The following is a 19271-nucleotide window of genomic DNA, read 5'->3' on the forward strand; positions in this document are numbered from 1 at the left end:
TAGCTGGAATGATGACAAAGACGACCAAGGTCGCTCCCGTTTTTTCATTGCTCCATTTCCTTTTTTACCGCCTTGACCATTTTCAATCCTTCTTGAACCGCCCAGCTCATGATGCCAATCCCAGCAAATAATTCCCAAGGGAAATGGTAATCATCCTTTGAAAAGATCAAATAGACGACCATCCCAACCACTGTTAACGTAAACACTTTATAGAACCATTGTTTCATTTTTCCTTACCTCTTACTTTCTGACTTTATTATATGAAAAGAAAATAAGAGCCACTAGATGATTTTGTAACCTACTCACATGACAAAAGTCATTAAAAAAAGCCAAGTGGCTTCACTCGACTTTTTCTATTCTTCTTACTGACCTTCTTCTTTCATGCCATGCAATTTCAAGGCCTTGACCAAGGCATCTGCCTTCATGTTTTTCAAATCATTGAGCCCAGCATCTTTGAAGTAAGAAATTTCTTCTAGAGATTTGGCATCAATTTGGTTGAGGTCAATCACACTGGTTGAGAGCAATTTTTTCTCTGGTGTGACTGTGTATTCCAAACTAAAACCAGGAACGGTTTTCAGCTTCTTATAGTCTTCATTTTGCTCCAACAAAGATTGAATGGCTGCTGAAAGCTCTTCAGGTGATTTCTCTGCTGCGATAGTCCCAAGTTGTTGGGGCAGATCAGCTGTCACTTCGATGCGAAGGTTTTCAACCTTATCTCCCTTGGACTTGATGATATCCCGGTGTTTTGTCCCATTGATATCTCCAACTAAGGTTGTGGTTTTTTCTTCATTTTTTACTTCTTTTTTAACAGTGGAACTGCTAGATGAGCTAGCGGTTGTAGTTTTCTTCGTTTGGGATTGCGAACAACCAGTCAATACCAAAATGGCTAGCCCAAGGGTTACAAAAAATTTCTTCATTTTTATAACTCTCCTTTCACATACTGATACCAGTATAACATATCGCGTCTTTCTTGTCTAAAAACTCCACTGTTCAAAGCATTTCCCCCTCTTTTCAAGCTCTTCAATTTGAATAAAAATCTGATGAATGTGAGACTTTTTGCAGAAACTCCTTTTTCTCACGAATAAAGCCTCCGTGGAGGGTTCACTTCAGTCTCAATCCCTCTGAATCACGCTGATTTCATAGGGAATCTCCTCGTTTTTCTATATACAAAAAAAGGTTCCGAAAGGAACCTTCTGTTCAATTATTCTACACTAAACAAGTATGGGTAGACGGGTTGGCCACCTTGGTGGATTTCCACTTCTACATCTTCATACTTCTCAGCAAGGGCTTGGGCCAATTCATTTGCCAACTCCTCACTACCATCTTCACCGACATAGATGGTCACAATTTCACTGTCTTCATCCAACATATGAGCGAATGTTTCTTCCAAGGTTTCCATCATATCTGGGTTTGAAACAACGATTTTACCATCAACCATTCCAAGATTATCATTTTCATGGATTTCAAGCCCATCAATAGTGGTATCGCGAACGGCTGTCGTCACACTACCAGACACAACATCGCCCAATGAAGCGCTCATGCGTTCGTAGTTTTCTTCGATCGACTTGCTTTCATCAAAGGCAAGAAGACTAGTCAATCCTTGAGGGATGGTCTTGGTCTCAACAACTGCTGCTGGTTGATCAATCACTTCTGCTGCAGATTGAGCGGCCATCAAGATATTTTTGTTGTTTGGCAAGATAATGATATTGCGCGCATTCAACTCTTCAACTGCTTTGACAAAGTCTTCTGTCGATGGGTTCATGGTTTGACCACCAGAGATGATGTAATCAACTCCTTGCGCTTTAAAGATATCAGCCAATCCCTCACCAGCAACTACTGCGATGATGGCATATTCTTTTTCTTCAACTGGTTTGGCTTGACGTTCTTCTTTTTCAACTTGCGCTTCGTGTTGGTTGCGCATGTTGTCGACTTTCACCTTGACCAAGCTTCCGTACTTAAGACCTTCTTGCATGACAAGACCCGGATCTTCTGTATGGACGTGAACTTTGACAATCTCATCGTCATTCACCACCAATAGGGAATCCCCAAGGTTGTTCAAATAGTTACGGAATTCATCGTAATCGAAGTCTTTGACATAGGTTGGACCTTGTTTCAAAGCGACCATGATTTCTGTACAGTAGCCAAACTTGATGTCTTCAGTTGCGACATGACCAGCGACTGACTTGTGGTGTTCTGCATTGATCATTTCTGACATGGTTGCAGGTGTTGCTTGGAACTCTTCAGAAGCGATGAATTCACCTGTCAAAGCTGACAAGAATCCTTCATAGATGAAGACCAAACCTTGACCACCAGAGTCTACCACGCCAACTTCTTTCAAGACTGGCAACATATCTGGAGTCTTCGCAAGAGCAGTCTTAGCTCCTTCAAGAGCGGCACGCATGACTTCTACTGCATCGTTGGTAGATTCTGCTTTTTTCTTGGCCCCGATAGCTGCTCCACGAGAAACCGTCAAAATAGTCCCTTCAACTGGCTTCATAACGGCTTTATAAGCAACTTCTACCCCAGATTGGAAGGCTGCTGCAAGCGCTGCTCCATCCAATTCTTCTTTGTCTTTGACACTTTGAGAAAATCCGCGGAACAATTGAGAAGTGATAACTCCTGAGTTCCCACGCGCACCCATCAAGAGACCTTTAGCAAAGATTCCTGCTGCTTCTCCAACAGTTGATGCAGAACGGTCAGATACTTCTTTGGCCCCATTTTCGATGGTCATTCCCATATTAGTCCCTGTATCTCCATCTGGTACAGGAAAGACGTTCAAAGAGTTTACATATTCCGCTTGTTTATTTAAGCGCGTAGCCCCCGCTTGAACCATTTCTTGAAATAAACTTGTAGTAATATTAGCCACGATTATTCTCCCACAATCTTGATATTTTGAATATAGACATTCACAGTATCCGTAGTGATTCCAAGTTGATTTTCCAAACTAAATTTCACACGTTCTTGAATATTTTTTGAGACTTCGCTAATCTTTGTTCCATAGCTCAAAACAGTGTAAACATCAACTGCGATAGTTCCTGCTTCCGTTGTTTTGACAACAACACCTTTAGAGAAGTTTTCTTTCCCTAGGAGGGCTTGGAAATTATCTTTGATCGCATTTTTGCTGGCCATTCCAACCACACCGAAGATCTCAGTAGCGGCACCGCCTACAACAGTTGCGATAACCTCATCAGTCAATTCAATTTGACCGTCCTTAGTATTGATTTTTACTGTCATAATTTCTACCTCAAAAGTATTTTATATTCTATTTTACCATAAAAGAGGTCAACTGTAAAAGGGTAGGGACTATTCTTCACCCGCTGTGACAGCTGTCTCTAGAGAAAAAGAAAAGAACCTCTATGAGGTTCTATATTCTTTATTAAACGCGTTCTACTTTACCAGATTTCAATGCACGAGCTGAAGCCCAAACTTTTTTAGGTTTACCATCGATAAGGACAGTTACTTTTTGAAGGTTTGGTTTTACGGCACGTTTTGTTTGGTTCATAGCGTGTGAACGGTTGTTACCTGATACAGTCTTACGACCTGTGAAATAACATACTTTAGCCATTTCTGTGTTTCCTCCTATTAGATCTAATATAACGGATGTTCTAGCACCACATACCGTACTATATTACCAAAAAAAATCTCTCTTGGCAAGCTTTTGGCCAAAGTTTTTCATTTCCGACTTAAGAAAACGAATTCGCTCCGACATAGATAATTTCCAGATTTCCTAAGGAAACATCGCCCGTAATGTAGAAATCCTTGCTTGTCAGAGCACTTGGATTTTCCTGATGTTGGATCGCTGAGAGGGAATTATCCACATTTAAATGGACACGCCAATCACTTGGTACATAGAGACTCAAACTTCCAAGGGAAACATCGACAACAAACTGAGCAGAAGGACCTTCGATGCGGCAATTGTCAAAATACACCGATGCTTCGCCCATACTCACATCTGCACTTCCGCGGGTAAAGTGTTGGTCGTTGAGATATTTTGTCACTGTTGAAAAAGTGACATCGATGTCATTGCCATCCGACTTATTCATGGATCCAGCAGAATAGGAAGCTAGGCGGGCTTTTGTTTTCTTAGAGGGTTTAAACAAAATGTTGAGCCCAATCACAGCGAGAATTGAAGAAAGGATGACAACTGAATTTGAAACTGGGAGGAAATGGTATTGCCCATTGAGACAAAAGAGGGCTAAAAGTCCATAGATGAAGCCCCAACCAAAATGGCGTTTTAAGAAACTAGAGAGGGACAGGACGGCAAGCAAGGTAACCCAAGCTAAGGTCCAGATGCTGATGTCCCATTTTACAAAATAGCCCTGTAAAAGGATTAAGGCTGCTAAAAGGATTAAGAATACTCCGATTAATTTTTTTCTCATGATATTACCTCATTTCATTTAGTCGTTCTTTTAAGAGTTGATAGTAGCGTCTGGATACGTGAACCTGCTTATGGGTCTGATAGAAATTGACCGTGCTGGTTCCTGAAAAAGACTTTTCTAGAGAATAGATCTGCTTTGCGTTGACAATGGTGGATTTGGATATCCGACAAAAGGCGATGGGAAGCAGCTCCTCCAACTCATAGAGCTTCTGCTTGACCTCATAGGCCTCATCCTTGGTGTGCCCAAAAATCTTCTCCCCGTCCGTCTCAAAAAAGAGGATCGATGCCACATCCAGAAAATACTCACTTCGATCCTTGTAGAAGGCCAAAGGAGCGACCTTTTGTTCGAGGATTCTCTCTTGCAGCTGGGTCAACTCCGGGGTCAAGCGCGGAGCTCGAATCAAGATCTCAGGCTCATCCATTGATGGATCCAATTCGATTCTAACTTTCATAAAACTCCTTTCCCAACGTTTTGATAGTACCATTATAACAGCTGTTGAAAACAAAACAAGGGCTTTTCAGTAAGTGGCACGTTTTCCCCATCAAGAGGTCGTATTTGAGAAGTAAAAAAGAGAGTGGGACAGAAATCGGTAATTCGTTAGAATTCGATTCCGTCGTCCCACCTCCGCACAGTTGAGTAGGGCTGTATAAGCTGATGAAATCAGCGTAGTAGAGCCCACTCAACCACTGCGTCTTGCTCTACAATCCAAAGACAATTGAGAGGCTAGGATTTTTATCCCAGCCTCCTTCCTTTATTTATTGCTATTTTTATCCGGTAAAAGAAAACTAAGACCCACACAAGCAAGGACACCCGCTGTGATCACTAAGCCATTTGAAACCGGCAAGAGATCGTAGATCGCGTTTGCAATCATCAGAGCAATTAAAGCACAGATGACACTTGCCTTGTAGTCCTGTTTCATCAGATTTTCAAGAGTAAAGAAAGCAAATAAGAGAACGGGGAATAAAGGCCAGATATTCACATCAAACTTTGGAAAGCCAACCATTCCCATTATAACAACCGCAAGAGCTGCCAGAATAAAACCAAGTCCAAGTAATTTTTTCATCATCGTATACCTCTTTTTCATTAATTGGAAGTATTGCTTCCTTTGATGATTCTATGATAGCAGAGAGCCCCTATGGAGACAAGGACTTTTGACTAAGCGGTCAAAAATGGCGCCTATGCGGTCAAAAAAAGAGCGAGACAGAACGAATCGGTTATCACCATCATTCGTCGTCTCGCTCCTTCAAAGCCGTTTCTTCCTATGCCGATTGCAGGGATCGAACCTGTGACCTACGCGTTACGAGTGCGTTGCTCTACCAACTGAGCTAAATCGGCGATTACTTTCTTAGTATAGCACTCTGAGAATAGATGTCAAGAAATTTTCATCTCCATTAGAAAAAGCCTTTCCTGAGATAAGGCTTTGAGATTCTTCCTTTTACGAACCCGCACTTTCGTAGGCATCTAAGCCCTTGTCCCATAGTTTCAAAGAAATGACAAAGAAGACAAGGGAAATTAGAATCAAACCACCAATGTTGAAGAGCCCGTCTTTATCCTGCAAGAAATAGCTGGCAGGATAGTAGGCCGTAAAGGCGAAAGGTACAATAAAGCTAATTAACCAACGAAGGAGCGAATTGTAAATGGAAATCGGGTACTTGGCAAAATCATTAAACATATAGAAAATGTAAATCATGGCGCCTGACTGTTTAGTCCAAAAAGCGATACTGGCTGTCGCTATTTTCAAGGAAGTATAAATCAAGGTAGCAAATGGAATACAGACTAGGAAAATCAGGAATTTGGGAAGCGTCCAAGCAATGCTTGATACTGTTGTTCCCAATAGAATGCCACCGACCAAGAGTTCACCCAAGGCATCAATCTGAAAGGTCTCAACGAGGATGTGAAAGAGAGGATTGATAGGACGAGTCAGATACTTGTCAAACTCCCCTTTTCGAACTAGCCGTTGACCTAAAGCCCAGAGATTGTCAAAAAAGAGATGATCTAATCCCTTTGGAATTAAGGAAAATCCATAGATAAAGGCAATCTCTTGAAAGGTCCAACCTTCTAGCGAGGGGATGTGTTGAAAGATAACATTGAGAAACAAGAGGTTTAGGCCTTGAGTCAGAAAGACTCCCAACACACCTACCACAAAATCCACCTTGTATTCCATGATTTGCTTGATGTATTGTCTGATAAAAATCAGATGCATGCGTTGATATTTTTTCATACTAACCTCCCTGAATGGTGATAAATGACTGGACTCGTTTCCAAATCAACTGAGACAAGCCCACCATCACTATAAGCCAGAAAAACTGCAACGCGAGTGCTTGAAGAATCTGACTGGCATCGTATTTCCCAACAATAATCATGACCGGAGTGTAAATCAAGGATGAAAATGGCAATAAGGAGAGAATATCTGAAACCACCTTTGGAAAAAACGTCAAGGGAATCAAACTGCCAGACATAAAGGCCACTATAGAAGTCTTGAGTAGATTGGAACCCCATAAATTTTTAAATACAAAGGCTGAAAATCCAAAGCAGATATTAAAGAAAAAGTTAATCAGATAAGCCAGAGTTAAGCTAAAGAGATAAAGGACAGTTAATCCCAGCACTTCTACAATACCTTGCCCAGATAAGATTTTCATCAAAACCATGACACTTAAAAATGGCAGTCCAACAGAGATAAAAATCAACCACTTGGAGCCAAGTTCGGTGAAAAGGTAAGAGGCCGCAAAATGCACTGGTCTCAGCAAACGCATGATAATGGAACCATCCTTAACCTCATCACCAATCATAAAGGAAGAATCCGACCTAGTCAGAAGATTAGTCACAAAACTCATGATGATGTAGAGAGTGATATCTGCCATACTGAAGCCCTGAATCAAAGGCTCCTGGGAGGAGTCAAAGACAGCCTTCCAGAGATAGAATGCGACAAAAGCCCCCATGACATCACCAATCCGATAGAGAATAAAGTTGACTCGATAGCTAATCAACTCCTGAATCCCTGCATTGATAAAGGGTTTATAACGTCTCCACAATTTGACCATATTAGAGCTCCTTTCGATAGAAGCGACGGATAATATCTTCAATATCCGTATCTACCATCTTCAAATCACGGACTTCAAAATCAGATAAGGTTTGCTTGATAATATCGGCCGACTGGTAGCGGGAACTATCGAATTCAATATTGAGAGTATTTCCTTGTCTATCAATGGACATATCAGGCAAGCCCTCATAATGAGAGACTAGATGATTTTGACCTGGTGTCAGGTCAAAGGAGAGAGTCTTCATTTTTCCAAAGGTCTCCTTGAGCTGGCTCACCGTTCCATCAAAAATCTCTTGCCCCTTATCAATCATAAAAATCCGATCACAGAGTTGCTCAATATCACTCAAATCATGAGTAGTCAAGAGAATAGTTGTCTCTTCCTCCTGATTAATCTGAGTAATGGCCCGACGAATGTTGTCCTTGACCGACACATCCAAACCAATAGTCGGCTCATCTAAAAAGAGAACCTTGGGATTGTGAAGTAAGGAAGCCGCAATATCCGCCCGCATCCGTTGACCTAGTGAAAGAGTCCGCACAGGATCCTTGATAAATTCCTTCAAATCCAAAACTTCATTCAAAAAGTCCATGCGCTTATGGAAAAGTGAGTCCGGTACATCATAGATCTCTTTCAAAACCGTGTAGGTCTCTTGCAGAGCCAAATCCCACCATAACTGGGTACGTTGTCCGAAAACGACTCCAATATCCTTGACATAATCTTGGCGATTATCCTGGGGAATCTTGCCGTTAATCCGACAAAAGCCAGATGTGGGCTTCAAAATTCCTGTCAGCATTTTGATGGTGGTTGACTTCCCAGCACCATTTGCCCCGATAAATCCTAAAATCTGCCCTTTTGGAACTTCAAAAGTTAAATCCTTGACCGCTTCAAAGGTCTGCTTTTCAGGATGAACAAAGGAGCGCAAGGCTCCCTTTAACCCCGGCTCCTTAACTGTCTTCACAAAATTTTTCCGAAGATGTTGCACTTCTATCATTGCCATATCTATCTCCCTATCGTAAGAAGCAACATTGTATTTTTGACTACAAATATTCTAAATCCTTACCTTCTACACTTTCTCAATATTATTACAGAAGGCTTTATACCAACCTATTATAATCTAACAAAAACAGGAATGCAAGCGTTTGCTTATAGGTTGTGAAATTAGAGATTTCTCTCTTAAAATGAAACTTTTAATCAAAAATTCAGTTAAATAGTTTCCTTAAGACACCAAAAAACCACCCTCACGGGCAGGTTTATTGTTAAGAAAAAGAATTTTTTTTAATCGAGAAAATTAACGATTCTACTATTAATCCTCCAGCATTTAATTATTATCATCAGTCTCAATGGATTTTTTAAGCCCTCAATTATTCTCCAAAAATTCTTTAATGCGAGAAACAATAGCATCGCTTTGATAATGATAGAGGTCGTGAGGCGCATCCATATAGACGACTTGAACATTAGACTGGTCGCTTGCAAATCTCTCTGCATAACGTTGCCACTCTGATTGGCTAAAGGTCGTGCCTTCACCGTTAGAAACCAGGAGTAAGGCTGGAATTTTCGGATTAATGCTAGATGGAACTTTCTTGGCATTTTCCTTTGCCAAACGGGATTCATGAAGCATGGCTTGTGACATCAACTGCTTATATGCTAGTAATTTATATTGTTGTCGTTCAGTTTCAGTCAGAGTTGGATTTTTTATATAAAAGGACTCAGGGAAATAGCGTAATAAGCCAATCTTACTGCTCCAATAAGCCACAGTAAGCAAGGCCTGATTATCCTTTAAATCCTCATAACTTGCTGGTAATGCCCAATCCAGGCCAACCAAGGCTTTCACTTCATTAGGATATTTTTCTTGCCAAGCAAGGCTCTCAAGGCTAGCCATTGAATGAGAAACAATCACATAAGGCCCCGAAACTTCGGCTTGAGACAAAGCTTGACGGGTCTCAGAAAGAACCGTCATCACATCTCTTGATTGATCACTATCTTCACTAAAACCATATCCCGCTCGCTCTACGACGACTACTTTGTATTTTTTGGATAGGGAATCTGTTAGATTCTTAAAGTCTAATATAGGTGAAGCAATACCTGCACCTGAAAGAAATACTATCGTTTCAGATCCTTCTCCTTTAACAGAGACGTTCATTCGATGTCCATTGACCGTCACCTCTTTACCGATAGGAGTCAGAAGCTTACTTTCTTTTTTCAAACTAAGTTGGTGAAAACCAAATGTGCCTCCTAGAAAAAGGATAAGAAAAACAAAAATGATCCAGCAAAACTGTTTAAATTTTTTCATAGGCATATTGTACAAAAATTAAATCCCGGAAGCAACTTTTCCCAAACAAAAAAACAAGATCCACATGGGACCTTGTTTTCCTGTTTTTATTAAGCTTTGCCTTCTGAACCGAATACGTCGATACGTTCTTCAACAGCTGCTGTAATTGCTTCGAAACCTGGTTTCAAGAATTTACGTGGGTCGAAGAGTTTCTTCTTGTCGTATTCTGCTTCGTTTGCATCGTATTCACGTACGAATTGACGAGTAGCATTTGCAAATGCGATTTGGCATTCAGTGTTCACGTTAACTTTCGCAACACCAAGTTTGATCGCTGCTTGGATTTGATCATCAGGGATACCTGATCCACCGTGCAATACGATTGGGAATCCTGGAACAGCTTCAGTCAATTTTTGCAAGTGGTCAAGGTGAAGACCTTTCCAGTTTGCTGGGTAAGGACCGTGGATGTTACCGATACCTGCAGCCAAGAAGTCAATTCCTGTAGCAACCATTGCTTTAGCATCTTCGATTGGTGCCAATTCACCGTCACCGATGATACCGTCTTCTTCACCACCGATAGTACCAACTTCAGCTTCTACTGAGATACCTTTAGCATGAGCTTTTTCAACGACATCTTTCGCCAATTTAAGGTTTTCTTCAACTGGAAGGTGTGAACCGTCAAACATGATTGAAGTGTAACCAGCTTCAATACATTCAAGAGCATCGTCGTAGTGACCATGGTCAAGGTGAATAGCAACTGGTACAGTGATACCCATTGATTCTACAAGGTTTTCAATAAGGGCTTTACATACTTTGTAACCACCCATGTATTTAGCAGCACCCATAGAAGTTTGGATAAGTACTGGAGCTTTCTTAGCTTCTGCTGCACGCAAGATAGCTTGAGTCCACTCAAGGTTGTTTGTGTTAAATCCACCAACTGCATAACCATTGTCACGAGCTGCTTGGACAAATTTTTCTGCTGAAACGATTGCCATGTGTAATAGGCCTCCTATAAATTTTTGTGGGATTGATCCCACTTACATTGTTTATTTTATCACTTTTTAGATGAAATTGCTAGCTTTTCCTGTGTCTTTAAGTACTTTCTTATGATAAATAGGGCGGAATCTCCTATCTCCTAAGGCTTTCATCCTAGCAAATAAGTAAAAGAGAGTGGAACAGAAATCGGTAATTCGTTAGAATTCGATTTCGTCGTCCCACCTCCGCACAGTTGAGTAGGGCTGTAAAAGCTGATGAAATCAGCGTAGTAGAGCCCACTCAACCACTGCGTCTTGCTCGACAATCCAAAAACAATTGAGAGGCTAGGACTTTTGTCCCAGCCTCAATTCTCTTCTTTAAATTTTTTTAGCGAAAGGAGAAAGGCGATCCCGCAAATCACAAGGAGTACTGCTACAACCCATTGAGAATAGAAATAAGCAGCAAATAATTGACTGTCAGTGAACATTTTTCCAAGAAACCCGTTTAGCACTCCCTCAAGAAAGGGAATATTCTCACACACAGCAAGGATTGCCGCAAGAAAGAGAATACATCCTGCCATCAAGAAAAGATTGGGAATCCACTTTTTAATCCTTTTCTCTTTTCTGAGAAAATACTTAGAAGCAATCGCCACTAAAAAAATGAAAAGATCCCATATGTTTAAGGCGATAAAATATCTAAAAGCATCCTTGTATGCGCCTATCGCCATAGCTAAAATCAGGATAGGACCGAAAAAATTAATGGCACTTCCCAATAGTGCAAAGAGGCCATCGACCAAAACCAGATACTTCTTCTTCATGTTCTCACCTCATCTCACACCTATTCTACCACAAAGATATTTGAAAACAAAAAAAGATAGCCGAAGCTATCTTGATTATCCGATGCGGAGAGAGGGACTTGAACCCTCACGACCTAAAGCGGTCACAGGATCCTTAGTCCTGCGCGTCTGCCAATTCCGCCATCCCCGCGATTGAGTACTTTACTAGTATATCAATCAACGACTTTTTTGTCAAGATTTTTTTCAAACTTTTTTCAGAGTTTGTCATTTTTTCACAAAAAGGGAGCAGGTCCTTCGACCTGCTCCCTTGATTTTTATTTGCTATCGTGGTTTTCAACTGCTGCTGTGATAAAGGCTGTGTAAAGTCCTTCTGGGCGGTTTGGACGGCTTGACAATTCTGGGTGGTATTGGCAAGCAACAAAGAATTTGTTTTCTGGGATTTCAACAATTTCGACCAAACGGTTGTCTGGTGAAACGCCTGAGAAGACAAATCCTGCTTCTTCGAACTGTTCACGGAAAGCATTGTTAAACTCATAACGGTGACGGTGGCGACGTTGCACCACTTCTTGATTGTCATAGGCAGCGGCTGCTTTTGATCCTCGTTTGAGTTTAGATGGGTAAAGACCGAGACGGAGCGTTCCTCCCATGTCTTCCACATCGATTTGGTCTCGCATGATATCGATAATTGGATACTTGGTTTCTGGATCCAATTCGGATGAATTGGCCCCTTCCAAGCCTAAAACGTGACGGGCAAATTCGATACAGGTTAACTGCATCCCCAAGCAGACACCCAACATTGGGACGTCCTGTTCACGCGCATACTTGATGGCTTGAATTTTTCCTTCTGTTCCCCGTTGACCAAAACCACCTGGGACGATGATCCCATCCGCATCTCCAAGGAGTTCTGCCACATTTTCAGCTGTCACATCATTGGCATTGACCCAATTAATCTTGACTTCAGCATCATTGGCATACCCTGAGTGCTTCAAGGCCTCAACGACAGAAATGTAGGCATCTTGCAATTCCACGTATTTTCCAACTAAGGAAATCTTGACCTGCTTCTTGAGGTTCATGACCTTATCGACCATCGCAGACCATTCTGTCATATCTGCTGCAGGAACATCCAATTTCAAATGGTCACAAACGATTTGGTCCATATTTTGTGCTTGCAAGTTCAATGGGATTTGGTACAAATGTTCCACATCAAGTGATTCAATGACAGCTTCTGGTGCGACATCACAGAATTGAGCCAACTTGTTCTTAATTCCTTGACCAACTGGTTTTTCTGTACGGATGACCAACATATTTGGTTGAATCCCAAGACCACGCAATTCTTTCACTGAGTGTTGGGTCGGCTTGGTTTTCATTTCACCAGCAGCCTTCAAGTAAGGAAGAAGGGTGGTGTGGATGTACATAACATTTTCAGCCCCAACATCTGCCTTCATTTGACGAAGAGCTTCAAGGAATGGAAGGGACTCAATGTCTCCAACTGTTCCCCCGACTTCTGTGATGATGACATCTGAATCTGTCGTCGTCGCTGCCCGTTTGATCTTCTCTTTCAAGGCATCTGTGATATGAGGAATGACCTGTACCGTCGCGCCCAAGTATTCTCCATGGCGTTCCTTACGAAGGACCTCACTATAAATTTTCCCTGTCGTCACATTTGAGTACTTATTCAGATTGATATCAATAAAGCGTTCATAGTGACCAAGGTCCAAGTCTGTCTCTGCACCATCGTCTGTGACAAATACTTCCCCGTGTTGGTAAGGGCTCATCGTCCCTGGGTCAATATTGATATAAGGGTCAAATTTTTGGATCGTTACTTTCAATCCACGATTTTTAAGCAAGCGACCAAGACTTGCTGCAACAATCCCTTTTCCGATGGATGATACGACACCACCCGTTACAAAAATATATTTTGTTGACATGTGCTTTCCTCTTCTTCTAATGTTGTAGAGGCCATTGCTCTTTACAGAAAAACAAAAATAGCTCCCTAATCCATAGGGAGCTCCGACCTCAAAATGAGGTGCCCAAACAATATCTTACCGCAAATGGTCTACTTTGTCAAATTGAAAATTTCATGAAAATGGTTTTCGCTGTTTACGAGACTTTTTCCACTCCATTTTGTGTGACGAGAAATTTCTCAAATTGAAGCTGGGGCATACAAAGAGCAAGGTCCTTGTGGATTCGCTCCAGTGCTTCTAAACGCATCTCGACTGATGTCTCGGTATTTCCTTGAATGACAAAGAGGGCGTTTTGCGTAGTCTCCTCAAATTTGTAATGGTCACTATCGCGTACATCCAACCAAGCCAGAACTCCTTTTTGATCTCTATAGACGGGATCTGTCGGTGCTACATGCTTTTCGCTAGAAAGGATGGGGAAGAAGAGATCTTCTCTTTGACTCACTGTAAATTCAATCGGTCCCTCAATCTTATCTAGGTCATGTCCTCCGATCGCGAGAAAAGACTTCAGAGATTCGACATTATAGATATCGATGATGCTATTGATCTGAGGCAAAGCACCTCGATGCTGGATGTTTCGGATAAGAGCAAGGACTGTTGGTGGATTTTTCTTGATGCTACGTCCTACTTTTTGCAAGAGGTCTGTATAGCCTTTGATGACAGGGGATGCCACTACTTCTTCTGTCTGACACTGGAGCGCCCATTGTTCAACTGCTTTCTTCTTTTCAAGAAAAGAAGGGGACAGGACTGCTTGGGGATCCACATTTCTAGCAATTCCAACCACAACCGTATCAATACCAAGAGCTACTAAACTTTGATCTAAACGAAAGTCCATCTGAACACCTCCTATTTGGGAATCCTTACACGTTTATCATACATCATTTCACCACTTTTTTCAATGCAAACAAAAAGAGAGTGGGACAGAAATCGGTAATTCGTTAGAATTCGATTTCGTCGTCCCACCTCCGCACAGTTGAGTAGGGCTGTAAAAGCTGATAAAATCAGCGTAGTAGAGCCCACTCAACCACTGCGTCTTGCTCGACAATCCAAAAATAATTGAGAGGCTAGGACTTTTGTCCCAGCCTCTTCTTATGATTTATTCTTCTTCCTCGTCTTCAGAATCCTCTTCTTCGTCGTCTTCTTCGCTCAATTCAACTTCTTCACCCAAATCATCTGGTACGATTTCATTGATTTCAGCATCGTAAGCTTCGACTTCACTCTTTTCATCATCTGGATTTTCTTCATCATATGAAAGAGCTGGATCTGCTTCGTAAACTTCTTCATCTTCTGGATCATCGTCGTTGTAGTCGATCGCATCTTCGTCTCCATCCATGAAGGCATTGACACGTTTTTTCTTCCGTTTCTTAGGAGTTTCATCTTCGTCTGTTTCTTCAAGAGCGATGATTTCTTCGTCAACTTCATCGATGGCATACCATGAACGAAGACCCCATTTGTTATCTCCAAGTGGGATAAAGCTTCCATCTACATTCAATTCTGTGTAGAACAATGGAAGAGCTTCACGGATCTCGCTGTTTGATTTTTCAAGGTAATTTTGAATTTCATTTACAAGATCGCTAAAGTACATTTCATGGTCACGTCCGCGTAATTCCAAAATCGCACGCGCCACTTCAATCATAGAAAGTTCACTTTTTTCTTGTCCAGCAAATACTTCTAATTCCAAGGGTAAATCTCCTTATGTTTCATTTCCTAAATGGAGAAGGATCCGGTCTTCAACCTCATCCTATCCTCAATGATAGATTGAAAACTTCTCGTCACTAAATCTATCACGCATTTTATCGTTACACTCTATTGTACGATAAATTTCCCCTTTCGTCAAAGGAAAATTCCAGGATTCTCCATGAAATCAGAAAAAAGAAGAACCTCACGGCTCTTCTTTTTAATCTCAATTATTTTACTTTTGCTGTGCTTGTGATCACGTTCACTGCTTTCTTCACTGTGATGTCATGTTTCAACATTTCTGGTGAAAGAAGGTTGCGAACTTGTTCAACTGGCATATTGTAATCTGCTGCCAATTGTTCGATTTCAGCGTTGATTTCTTCTTCAGTTGCTTCGAAGCCTTCTGCTTTCGCTACTGCTTCAACCACAAGGTTTGTCTTCGTACGGCTTTCAGCTTCTGCTTCGTATTGTTTGTGAAGATCTTCTTGAGTTGTTCCAGTGATTTGGAAGTACATTTCAGGTGAGATACCTTGACGTTGCATGTTTCCAAGGAACTCGTTGATTGAACGGTGTACTTCTTCGTGGATCATTTCTTCTGGAAGGTCAACGATTTCAGCGTTTTCAACTGCAAGATCGATTGCTGCTGCTTCTACTGCATCGTTGTATGCTTCTTCTTTAGCTGCTGCCAATTCTTTGCGGTATTTTTCTTTCAATTCGTCAAGAGTTTCAACTTCTTCGTCGATGTCTTTTGCCAATTCATCGTCAAGAGCTGGTACTTCTTTTGCTTTTACTTCGTGGATAGTTGTCACGAATTTCGCTTCTTTACCTGCAAGGTCAGCTGCTTGGTAGTCTTCTGGGAAGGTTACGATCACATCAACTGTTTCACCAGCAGAGTGTCCAACCAATTGGTCTTCGAAACCTGGGATGAATTGACCTGAACCAAGTCCAAGTGAGAAGTTGTCACCTTTACCACCGTCGAATTCAACACCGTCGATAGAACCTACGAAGTCGATCACAACTGTGTCACCTTCTGCTGCAGCACCTTCTTTAACAACCAATTCAGCCAAGTTGTTGCGTTCGCGTTCGATACGAGCATCCACATCAGCATCTGTTACTTCTTTAGAAACTTCTACTGATACTTCAAGGTCTTTGTAAGCACCCAATTTTACTTCAGGTTTTGTTACAACAGCTGCTGTCAATGTCCAGTCTTGACCTTTTTCCATAGATACAACATCGAAAGTTGGTTGTGCTACAACTTCGATTCCAGCTTCTTTAACAGCTGCTTCGTATGCTGCTGGAAGAAGATCGTTCAAAGCATCTTGGTAAAGAGCTTCTTCACCAAAACGTTGGTTGAAGATTGGACGTGGAATATGACCTTTACGGAATCCAGGTACGTTCAAAGTTTTCTTAACTGACTCAAACACACGGTCCAAAGCAGGTTTGATTTGCTCTTGGCTGATTGTGAAAGTCAATACACCGTGGTTAGTTTCTTTGTTTTCAAATGATACAGACATTCTGTCTCTCCTTAAAATAATATAGTCATTCCTTATAATTTTACCACAAAACTTTGAAATTGCAAGTTTTAAAACGTTTTTGCCTCTCTTTTCATCCAAAAAAACTAGCCCTTTAAAGCTAGTTCTGATTATGATTTTCGGATGGGATCATCGAGGTAGAGAGCACGGGCACCGCCGATCAATTTTGGCCGACTGGCGAGGGCTGTGACATGGGCTCCACCTAGTTCACGCAAGATAGGGCGAATTGGAACTTGCACGTGTTTAACGTGCATCCCCACCGAGGTATCTCCGATGTCTAACCCTGCTTGAGCTGTGATGAATTCCACTTCAACAGGATCCTTAAAATACTTGAAAGCTGCGAGTTGTCCAGCCCCTCCTGCATGGAGACTCGGAAGGACATTGACGATTTCTAGCTCCTTTTTATCTGCCAATTCTCTTTCAACCACCAAGGCGCGATTGAGATGCTCACATCCTTGTACCGCCAGATAAATCCCTCTTGGATTCAACTCATCTAGCAAGGTCTGGACAATAGCTTCGGCAAGGTCGATGTTGGAGGCTTGTCCAATTCGCCCTCCTGCAACTTCGCTTGAAGACATCCCGAGTACTAGGATCTGTCCTTGGTGGAGACGGCTTTTTTCCAAGACATCTACCAGGATTTCTTTTGTATCCTTCTTCAGTTGCTCCAGATCCATGAATTAGCTTCCTTTCTTTTGAAATGCATAATAGACCACATAGCCTAAAGCCATTCCAACAAAATTCTGAGCGAGGTTGTTCGGAATGTCCGAGATAGCAGCACCCCAGCCATTGCCTAAAAAGAGAGCGGAAGCTAGTGCGTAACCGCCTACCATGACGACTGTCGCAAGGAGCAAGCCTAGGTAACGAGCTTTTCCCTTGAAGCCAGCGAAATAGCCTTGTCCCCCGTGAAAGAGGAGGCTAAAGAACATCCACTGAGGATAGCCTGAAATCAGGTCAAGTAGGAAGGCTCCGACACCACCTACAATAGCACCTTCCTTGCGCCCAAAATAGAAGGCTGTGAAATACACTCCAAGATCTAGCAGGGTGACGATCCCTGTAGGAGTTGGAAGTTTGGTATAGTAGCCAAGTACAACTGTCAAGGCTGTCAAAATAGAGAGGCGGGCAATGAGTTGAGTTCGATTAGATGTCATACTGTACTACTCCATACTGGTCTGAATGTTGAATCGCTTGGAAAACAAAGTCTTTAGAGGCTTTAACAGCTTCAAGTGGAGATTTCCCTTGCACCAACTGGCTGGAAATGCTAGACGCAAAGGTACAACCAGCTCCTGTATTGTTCTTTTCTAAGACTGGCTCTTCAATGACGGTGAAGTCTGTCCCATCATAAAAGACATCGATGGCCTTTTCTTTATTGAGACGATTGCCTCCTTTGACCACGACATTCGCTGCTCCTAATTCGTGGAGCTTGCGCGCTGCCGCCTTCATATCGTCGAGCGATTGAATCTTGCTTTGGGTCAAGATCTCAGCTTCTGGTAAGTTTGGCGTGATGATGGTCACATAAGGGAAGAACTTAATCAATTCGTCTCGAAGAGCTGAAACTTCTACATCATGACTTTCCTTGCAGACCAAGACAGGATCTAGTACCACAGGAATCTCCGCATGGGCTTTGACATAGTCCAAAGCCAAGTCTGCCACTTGGACATTTGGCAAAAGGCCGAGTTTAATAGCAGAAAAAGGAACATCCTTGAGAGAGTTGAGCTGTTGAGCAAAGGTCGTCGGATCCACCGGAATCACTTCAAAACCGTGCTCCGTCATAGCGGTCAAACAAGTCACCGCTACAAAGCCATGCTGTTTGTTAGTCGTATAAGTTGCAAGGTCTGCGTGAAGACCTCCCCCACTAAAAATATCATTTCCTGAAATAGCTAGAATCAATTCATTACTCATAACGGATCTCCTTTAAATATAAGCCATTTGGCGCTGCTGTAGGACCTGCTAGATTGCGGTCCTTCTTTTCTAAAATTAGATCGATCTGCTCGATCGGCATCCGATCATTTCCAATCTTCAACAAAGTTCCCACCATATTGCGGATTTGCTTGTAGAGAAAGCCATTGCCCGAAAAGGTAAAGACAAGGCGATGATGTTCTGCATCCTCGACCAAGCGAGCCTCTGTAATCGTACGAACCTTATCTTCCACGCTGGTTCCTGAAGCTGTGAAACCGGTGAAATCATGGGTTCCCTCCAACTTTTGGATGGCTGCTTGCATCTTTTCCACATCCAAAGGATAAGGATAGTGGGTGGCATAGTGGCGCATCATGGGGTTCTTGGGACGACCATAATCCACGATAAATTCATAGGTCTTGCTGTGCTTCTTGTAGCGTGAGTGAAAGTCATCTTCTACTTGCTCCACTCGGATGAAATCAATATCCTCTGGGGTTTGGGTATCGAGGGCAAAGCGAAGCTTCTCCTCGTCCCGCGCTTGGGGGAGATCAAAATGAATCACCTGGCCAAGAGCATGGACACCGGAATCCGTTCGCCCCGCTCCATGAACGGTAACAGGGGTTCCTTGATTGAGGCGCGTCAAGGTCTTCTCGATTTCCTCTTGCACACTACGGGCATGCGGTTGGCGTTGAAACCCTGCAAACAAGGTCCCGTCATATGAAATGGTTGCTTTGTATCGTGTCATGGTTTTATT

General features: G+C 42.2%; 22 protein-coding genes and 2 tRNA genes. All 24 read right to left on the minus strand.

Features of this window, described 5'->3' with window-relative positions; genetic code table 11:
* Positions 1-44 precede the first annotated feature (44 nt).
* The 24 genes from RDV49_RS00160 to truA all read right to left on the minus strand — a co-directional run bounded on the left by RDV49_RS00160 (position 45) and on the right by truA (position 19262).
* Positions 45-227 (minus strand): hypothetical protein, encoded by a 183-nt coding sequence (locus tag RDV49_RS00160; RefSeq protein WP_003010221.1) that lies wholly within the window; start codon positions 225-227, stop codon positions 45-47.
* A gap of 135 nt (positions 228-362) precedes the next feature.
* Positions 363-917: an SP0191 family lipoprotein gene (locus RDV49_RS00165; RefSeq protein ID WP_003010218.1), complete on the minus strand. Its 555-nt coding sequence runs from the start codon at positions 915-917 to the stop codon at positions 363-365.
* Positions 918-1201: 284 nt separating this feature from the next.
* Positions 1202-2866: a fatty acid kinase ATP-binding subunit FakA gene (fakA, locus tag RDV49_RS00170; protein ID WP_003010215.1), complete on the minus strand. Its 1665-nt coding sequence runs from the start codon at positions 2864-2866 to the stop codon at positions 1202-1204.
* A 2-nt stretch (positions 2867-2868) separates the two neighbouring features.
* The gene (locus RDV49_RS00175; protein WP_003004393.1) at positions 2869-3234 is read right to left on the minus strand and encodes an Asp23/Gls24 family envelope stress response protein; all 366 of its coding nucleotides are present in this window, start codon (positions 3232-3234) and stop codon (positions 2869-2871) included.
* A gap of 142 nt (positions 3235-3376) precedes the next feature.
* Positions 3377-3565, minus strand: a complete 189-nt coding sequence (rpmB, locus tag RDV49_RS00180) for a 50S ribosomal protein L28 (protein WP_001140948.1) — start codon at positions 3563-3565, stop codon at positions 3377-3379.
* A gap of 118 nt (positions 3566-3683) precedes the next feature.
* The gene (locus tag RDV49_RS00185; protein ID WP_003010211.1) at positions 3684-4379 is read right to left on the minus strand and encodes a LiaF transmembrane domain-containing protein; all 696 of its coding nucleotides are present in this window, start codon (positions 4377-4379) and stop codon (positions 3684-3686) included.
* Positions 4380-4383: 4 nt separating this feature from the next.
* Complete coding sequence (locus RDV49_RS00190) at positions 4384-4830, minus strand: LytTR family DNA-binding domain-containing protein (protein ID WP_003004160.1); 447 nt, start codon at positions 4828-4830, stop codon at positions 4384-4386.
* A 300-nt stretch (positions 4831-5130) separates the two neighbouring features.
* The gene (locus tag RDV49_RS00195) at positions 5131-5442 is read right to left on the minus strand and encodes a LiaF transmembrane domain-containing protein (protein WP_037608473.1); all 312 of its coding nucleotides are present in this window, start codon (positions 5440-5442) and stop codon (positions 5131-5133) included.
* A 199-nt stretch (positions 5443-5641) separates the two neighbouring features.
* A tRNA-Thr gene (locus tag RDV49_RS00200) sits at positions 5642-5714 on the minus strand.
* Between the two features lie 100 nt (positions 5715-5814).
* Positions 5815-6600 carry an ABC transporter permease gene (locus RDV49_RS00205; protein WP_003010202.1) on the minus strand — a complete coding sequence of 262 codons (786 nt, stop codon included), beginning with the start codon at positions 6598-6600 and terminating at the stop codon, positions 5815-5817.
* A gap of 1 nt (position 6601) precedes the next feature.
* Positions 6602-7420, minus strand: coding sequence for an ABC transporter permease (locus RDV49_RS00210; RefSeq protein ID WP_003010199.1), 819 nt, complete (start codon positions 7418-7420; stop codon positions 6602-6604).
* A 1-nt stretch (position 7421) separates the two neighbouring features.
* A complete protein-coding gene (locus tag RDV49_RS00215) occupies positions 7422-8414 on the minus strand; it encodes an ABC transporter ATP-binding protein (protein WP_003010197.1) in 993 nt (330 codons plus the stop codon).
* A gap of 360 nt (positions 8415-8774) precedes the next feature.
* Entirely contained in the window at positions 8775-9713 is a 939-nt protein-coding gene (locus tag RDV49_RS00220) for an alpha/beta fold hydrolase (protein WP_003010194.1), read from the minus strand.
* Positions 9714-9796: 83 nt separating this feature from the next.
* Complete coding sequence (locus RDV49_RS00225; RefSeq protein ID WP_003004573.1) at positions 9797-10678, minus strand: class II fructose-bisphosphate aldolase; 882 nt, start codon at positions 10676-10678, stop codon at positions 9797-9799.
* Positions 10679-11022: 344 nt separating this feature from the next.
* Positions 11023-11475 (minus strand): hypothetical protein, encoded by a 453-nt coding sequence (locus RDV49_RS00230; protein WP_003010191.1) that lies wholly within the window; start codon positions 11473-11475, stop codon positions 11023-11025.
* Positions 11476-11558: 83 nt separating this feature from the next.
* Positions 11559-11644 (minus strand) — tRNA-Leu (locus tag RDV49_RS00235).
* Positions 11645-11768: 124 nt separating this feature from the next.
* Positions 11769-13382, minus strand: a complete 1614-nt coding sequence (pyrG, locus tag RDV49_RS00240; protein WP_003010189.1) for a CTP synthase — start codon at positions 13380-13382, stop codon at positions 11769-11771.
* 172 nt (positions 13383-13554) lie between these two features.
* Complete coding sequence (locus RDV49_RS00245) at positions 13555-14250, minus strand: B3/B4 domain-containing protein (RefSeq protein ID WP_003010187.1); 696 nt, start codon at positions 14248-14250, stop codon at positions 13555-13557.
* Between the two features lie 261 nt (positions 14251-14511).
* Positions 14512-15096: a DNA-directed RNA polymerase subunit delta gene (rpoE, locus tag RDV49_RS00250; protein ID WP_003010182.1), complete on the minus strand. Its 585-nt coding sequence runs from the start codon at positions 15094-15096 to the stop codon at positions 14512-14514.
* 226 nt (positions 15097-15322) lie between these two features.
* Complete coding sequence (tig, locus tag RDV49_RS00255; protein ID WP_003004508.1) at positions 15323-16606, minus strand: trigger factor; 1284 nt, start codon at positions 16604-16606, stop codon at positions 15323-15325.
* A 128-nt stretch (positions 16607-16734) separates the two neighbouring features.
* Positions 16735-17298, minus strand: coding sequence for a TIGR01440 family protein (locus tag RDV49_RS00260; RefSeq protein WP_003010177.1), 564 nt, complete (start codon positions 17296-17298; stop codon positions 16735-16737).
* Between the two features lie 3 nt (positions 17299-17301).
* On the minus strand, positions 17302-17772 hold the full coding sequence (locus RDV49_RS00265) for an ECF transporter S component (RefSeq protein ID WP_003010175.1): 471 nt from the start codon (positions 17770-17772) through the stop codon (positions 17302-17304).
* A complete protein-coding gene (locus RDV49_RS00270; protein ID WP_003010172.1) occupies positions 17762-18523 on the minus strand; it encodes a bifunctional hydroxymethylpyrimidine kinase/phosphomethylpyrimidine kinase in 762 nt (253 codons plus the stop codon). The genes RDV49_RS00265 and RDV49_RS00270 overlap by 11 nt, the downstream gene beginning before the upstream one ends.
* A complete protein-coding gene (gene truA, locus RDV49_RS00275; RefSeq protein ID WP_003004657.1) occupies positions 18516-19262 on the minus strand; it encodes a tRNA pseudouridine(38-40) synthase TruA in 747 nt (248 codons plus the stop codon). Before truA ends, RDV49_RS00270 begins: the two co-directional genes overlap by 8 nt.
* Positions 19263-19271 lie beyond the last annotated feature (9 nt).

It is taken from the genome of Streptococcus parasanguinis, assembly GCF_031582885.1.
Classification (GTDB): domain Bacteria; phylum Bacillota; class Bacilli; order Lactobacillales; family Streptococcaceae; genus Streptococcus; species Streptococcus parasanguinis_M.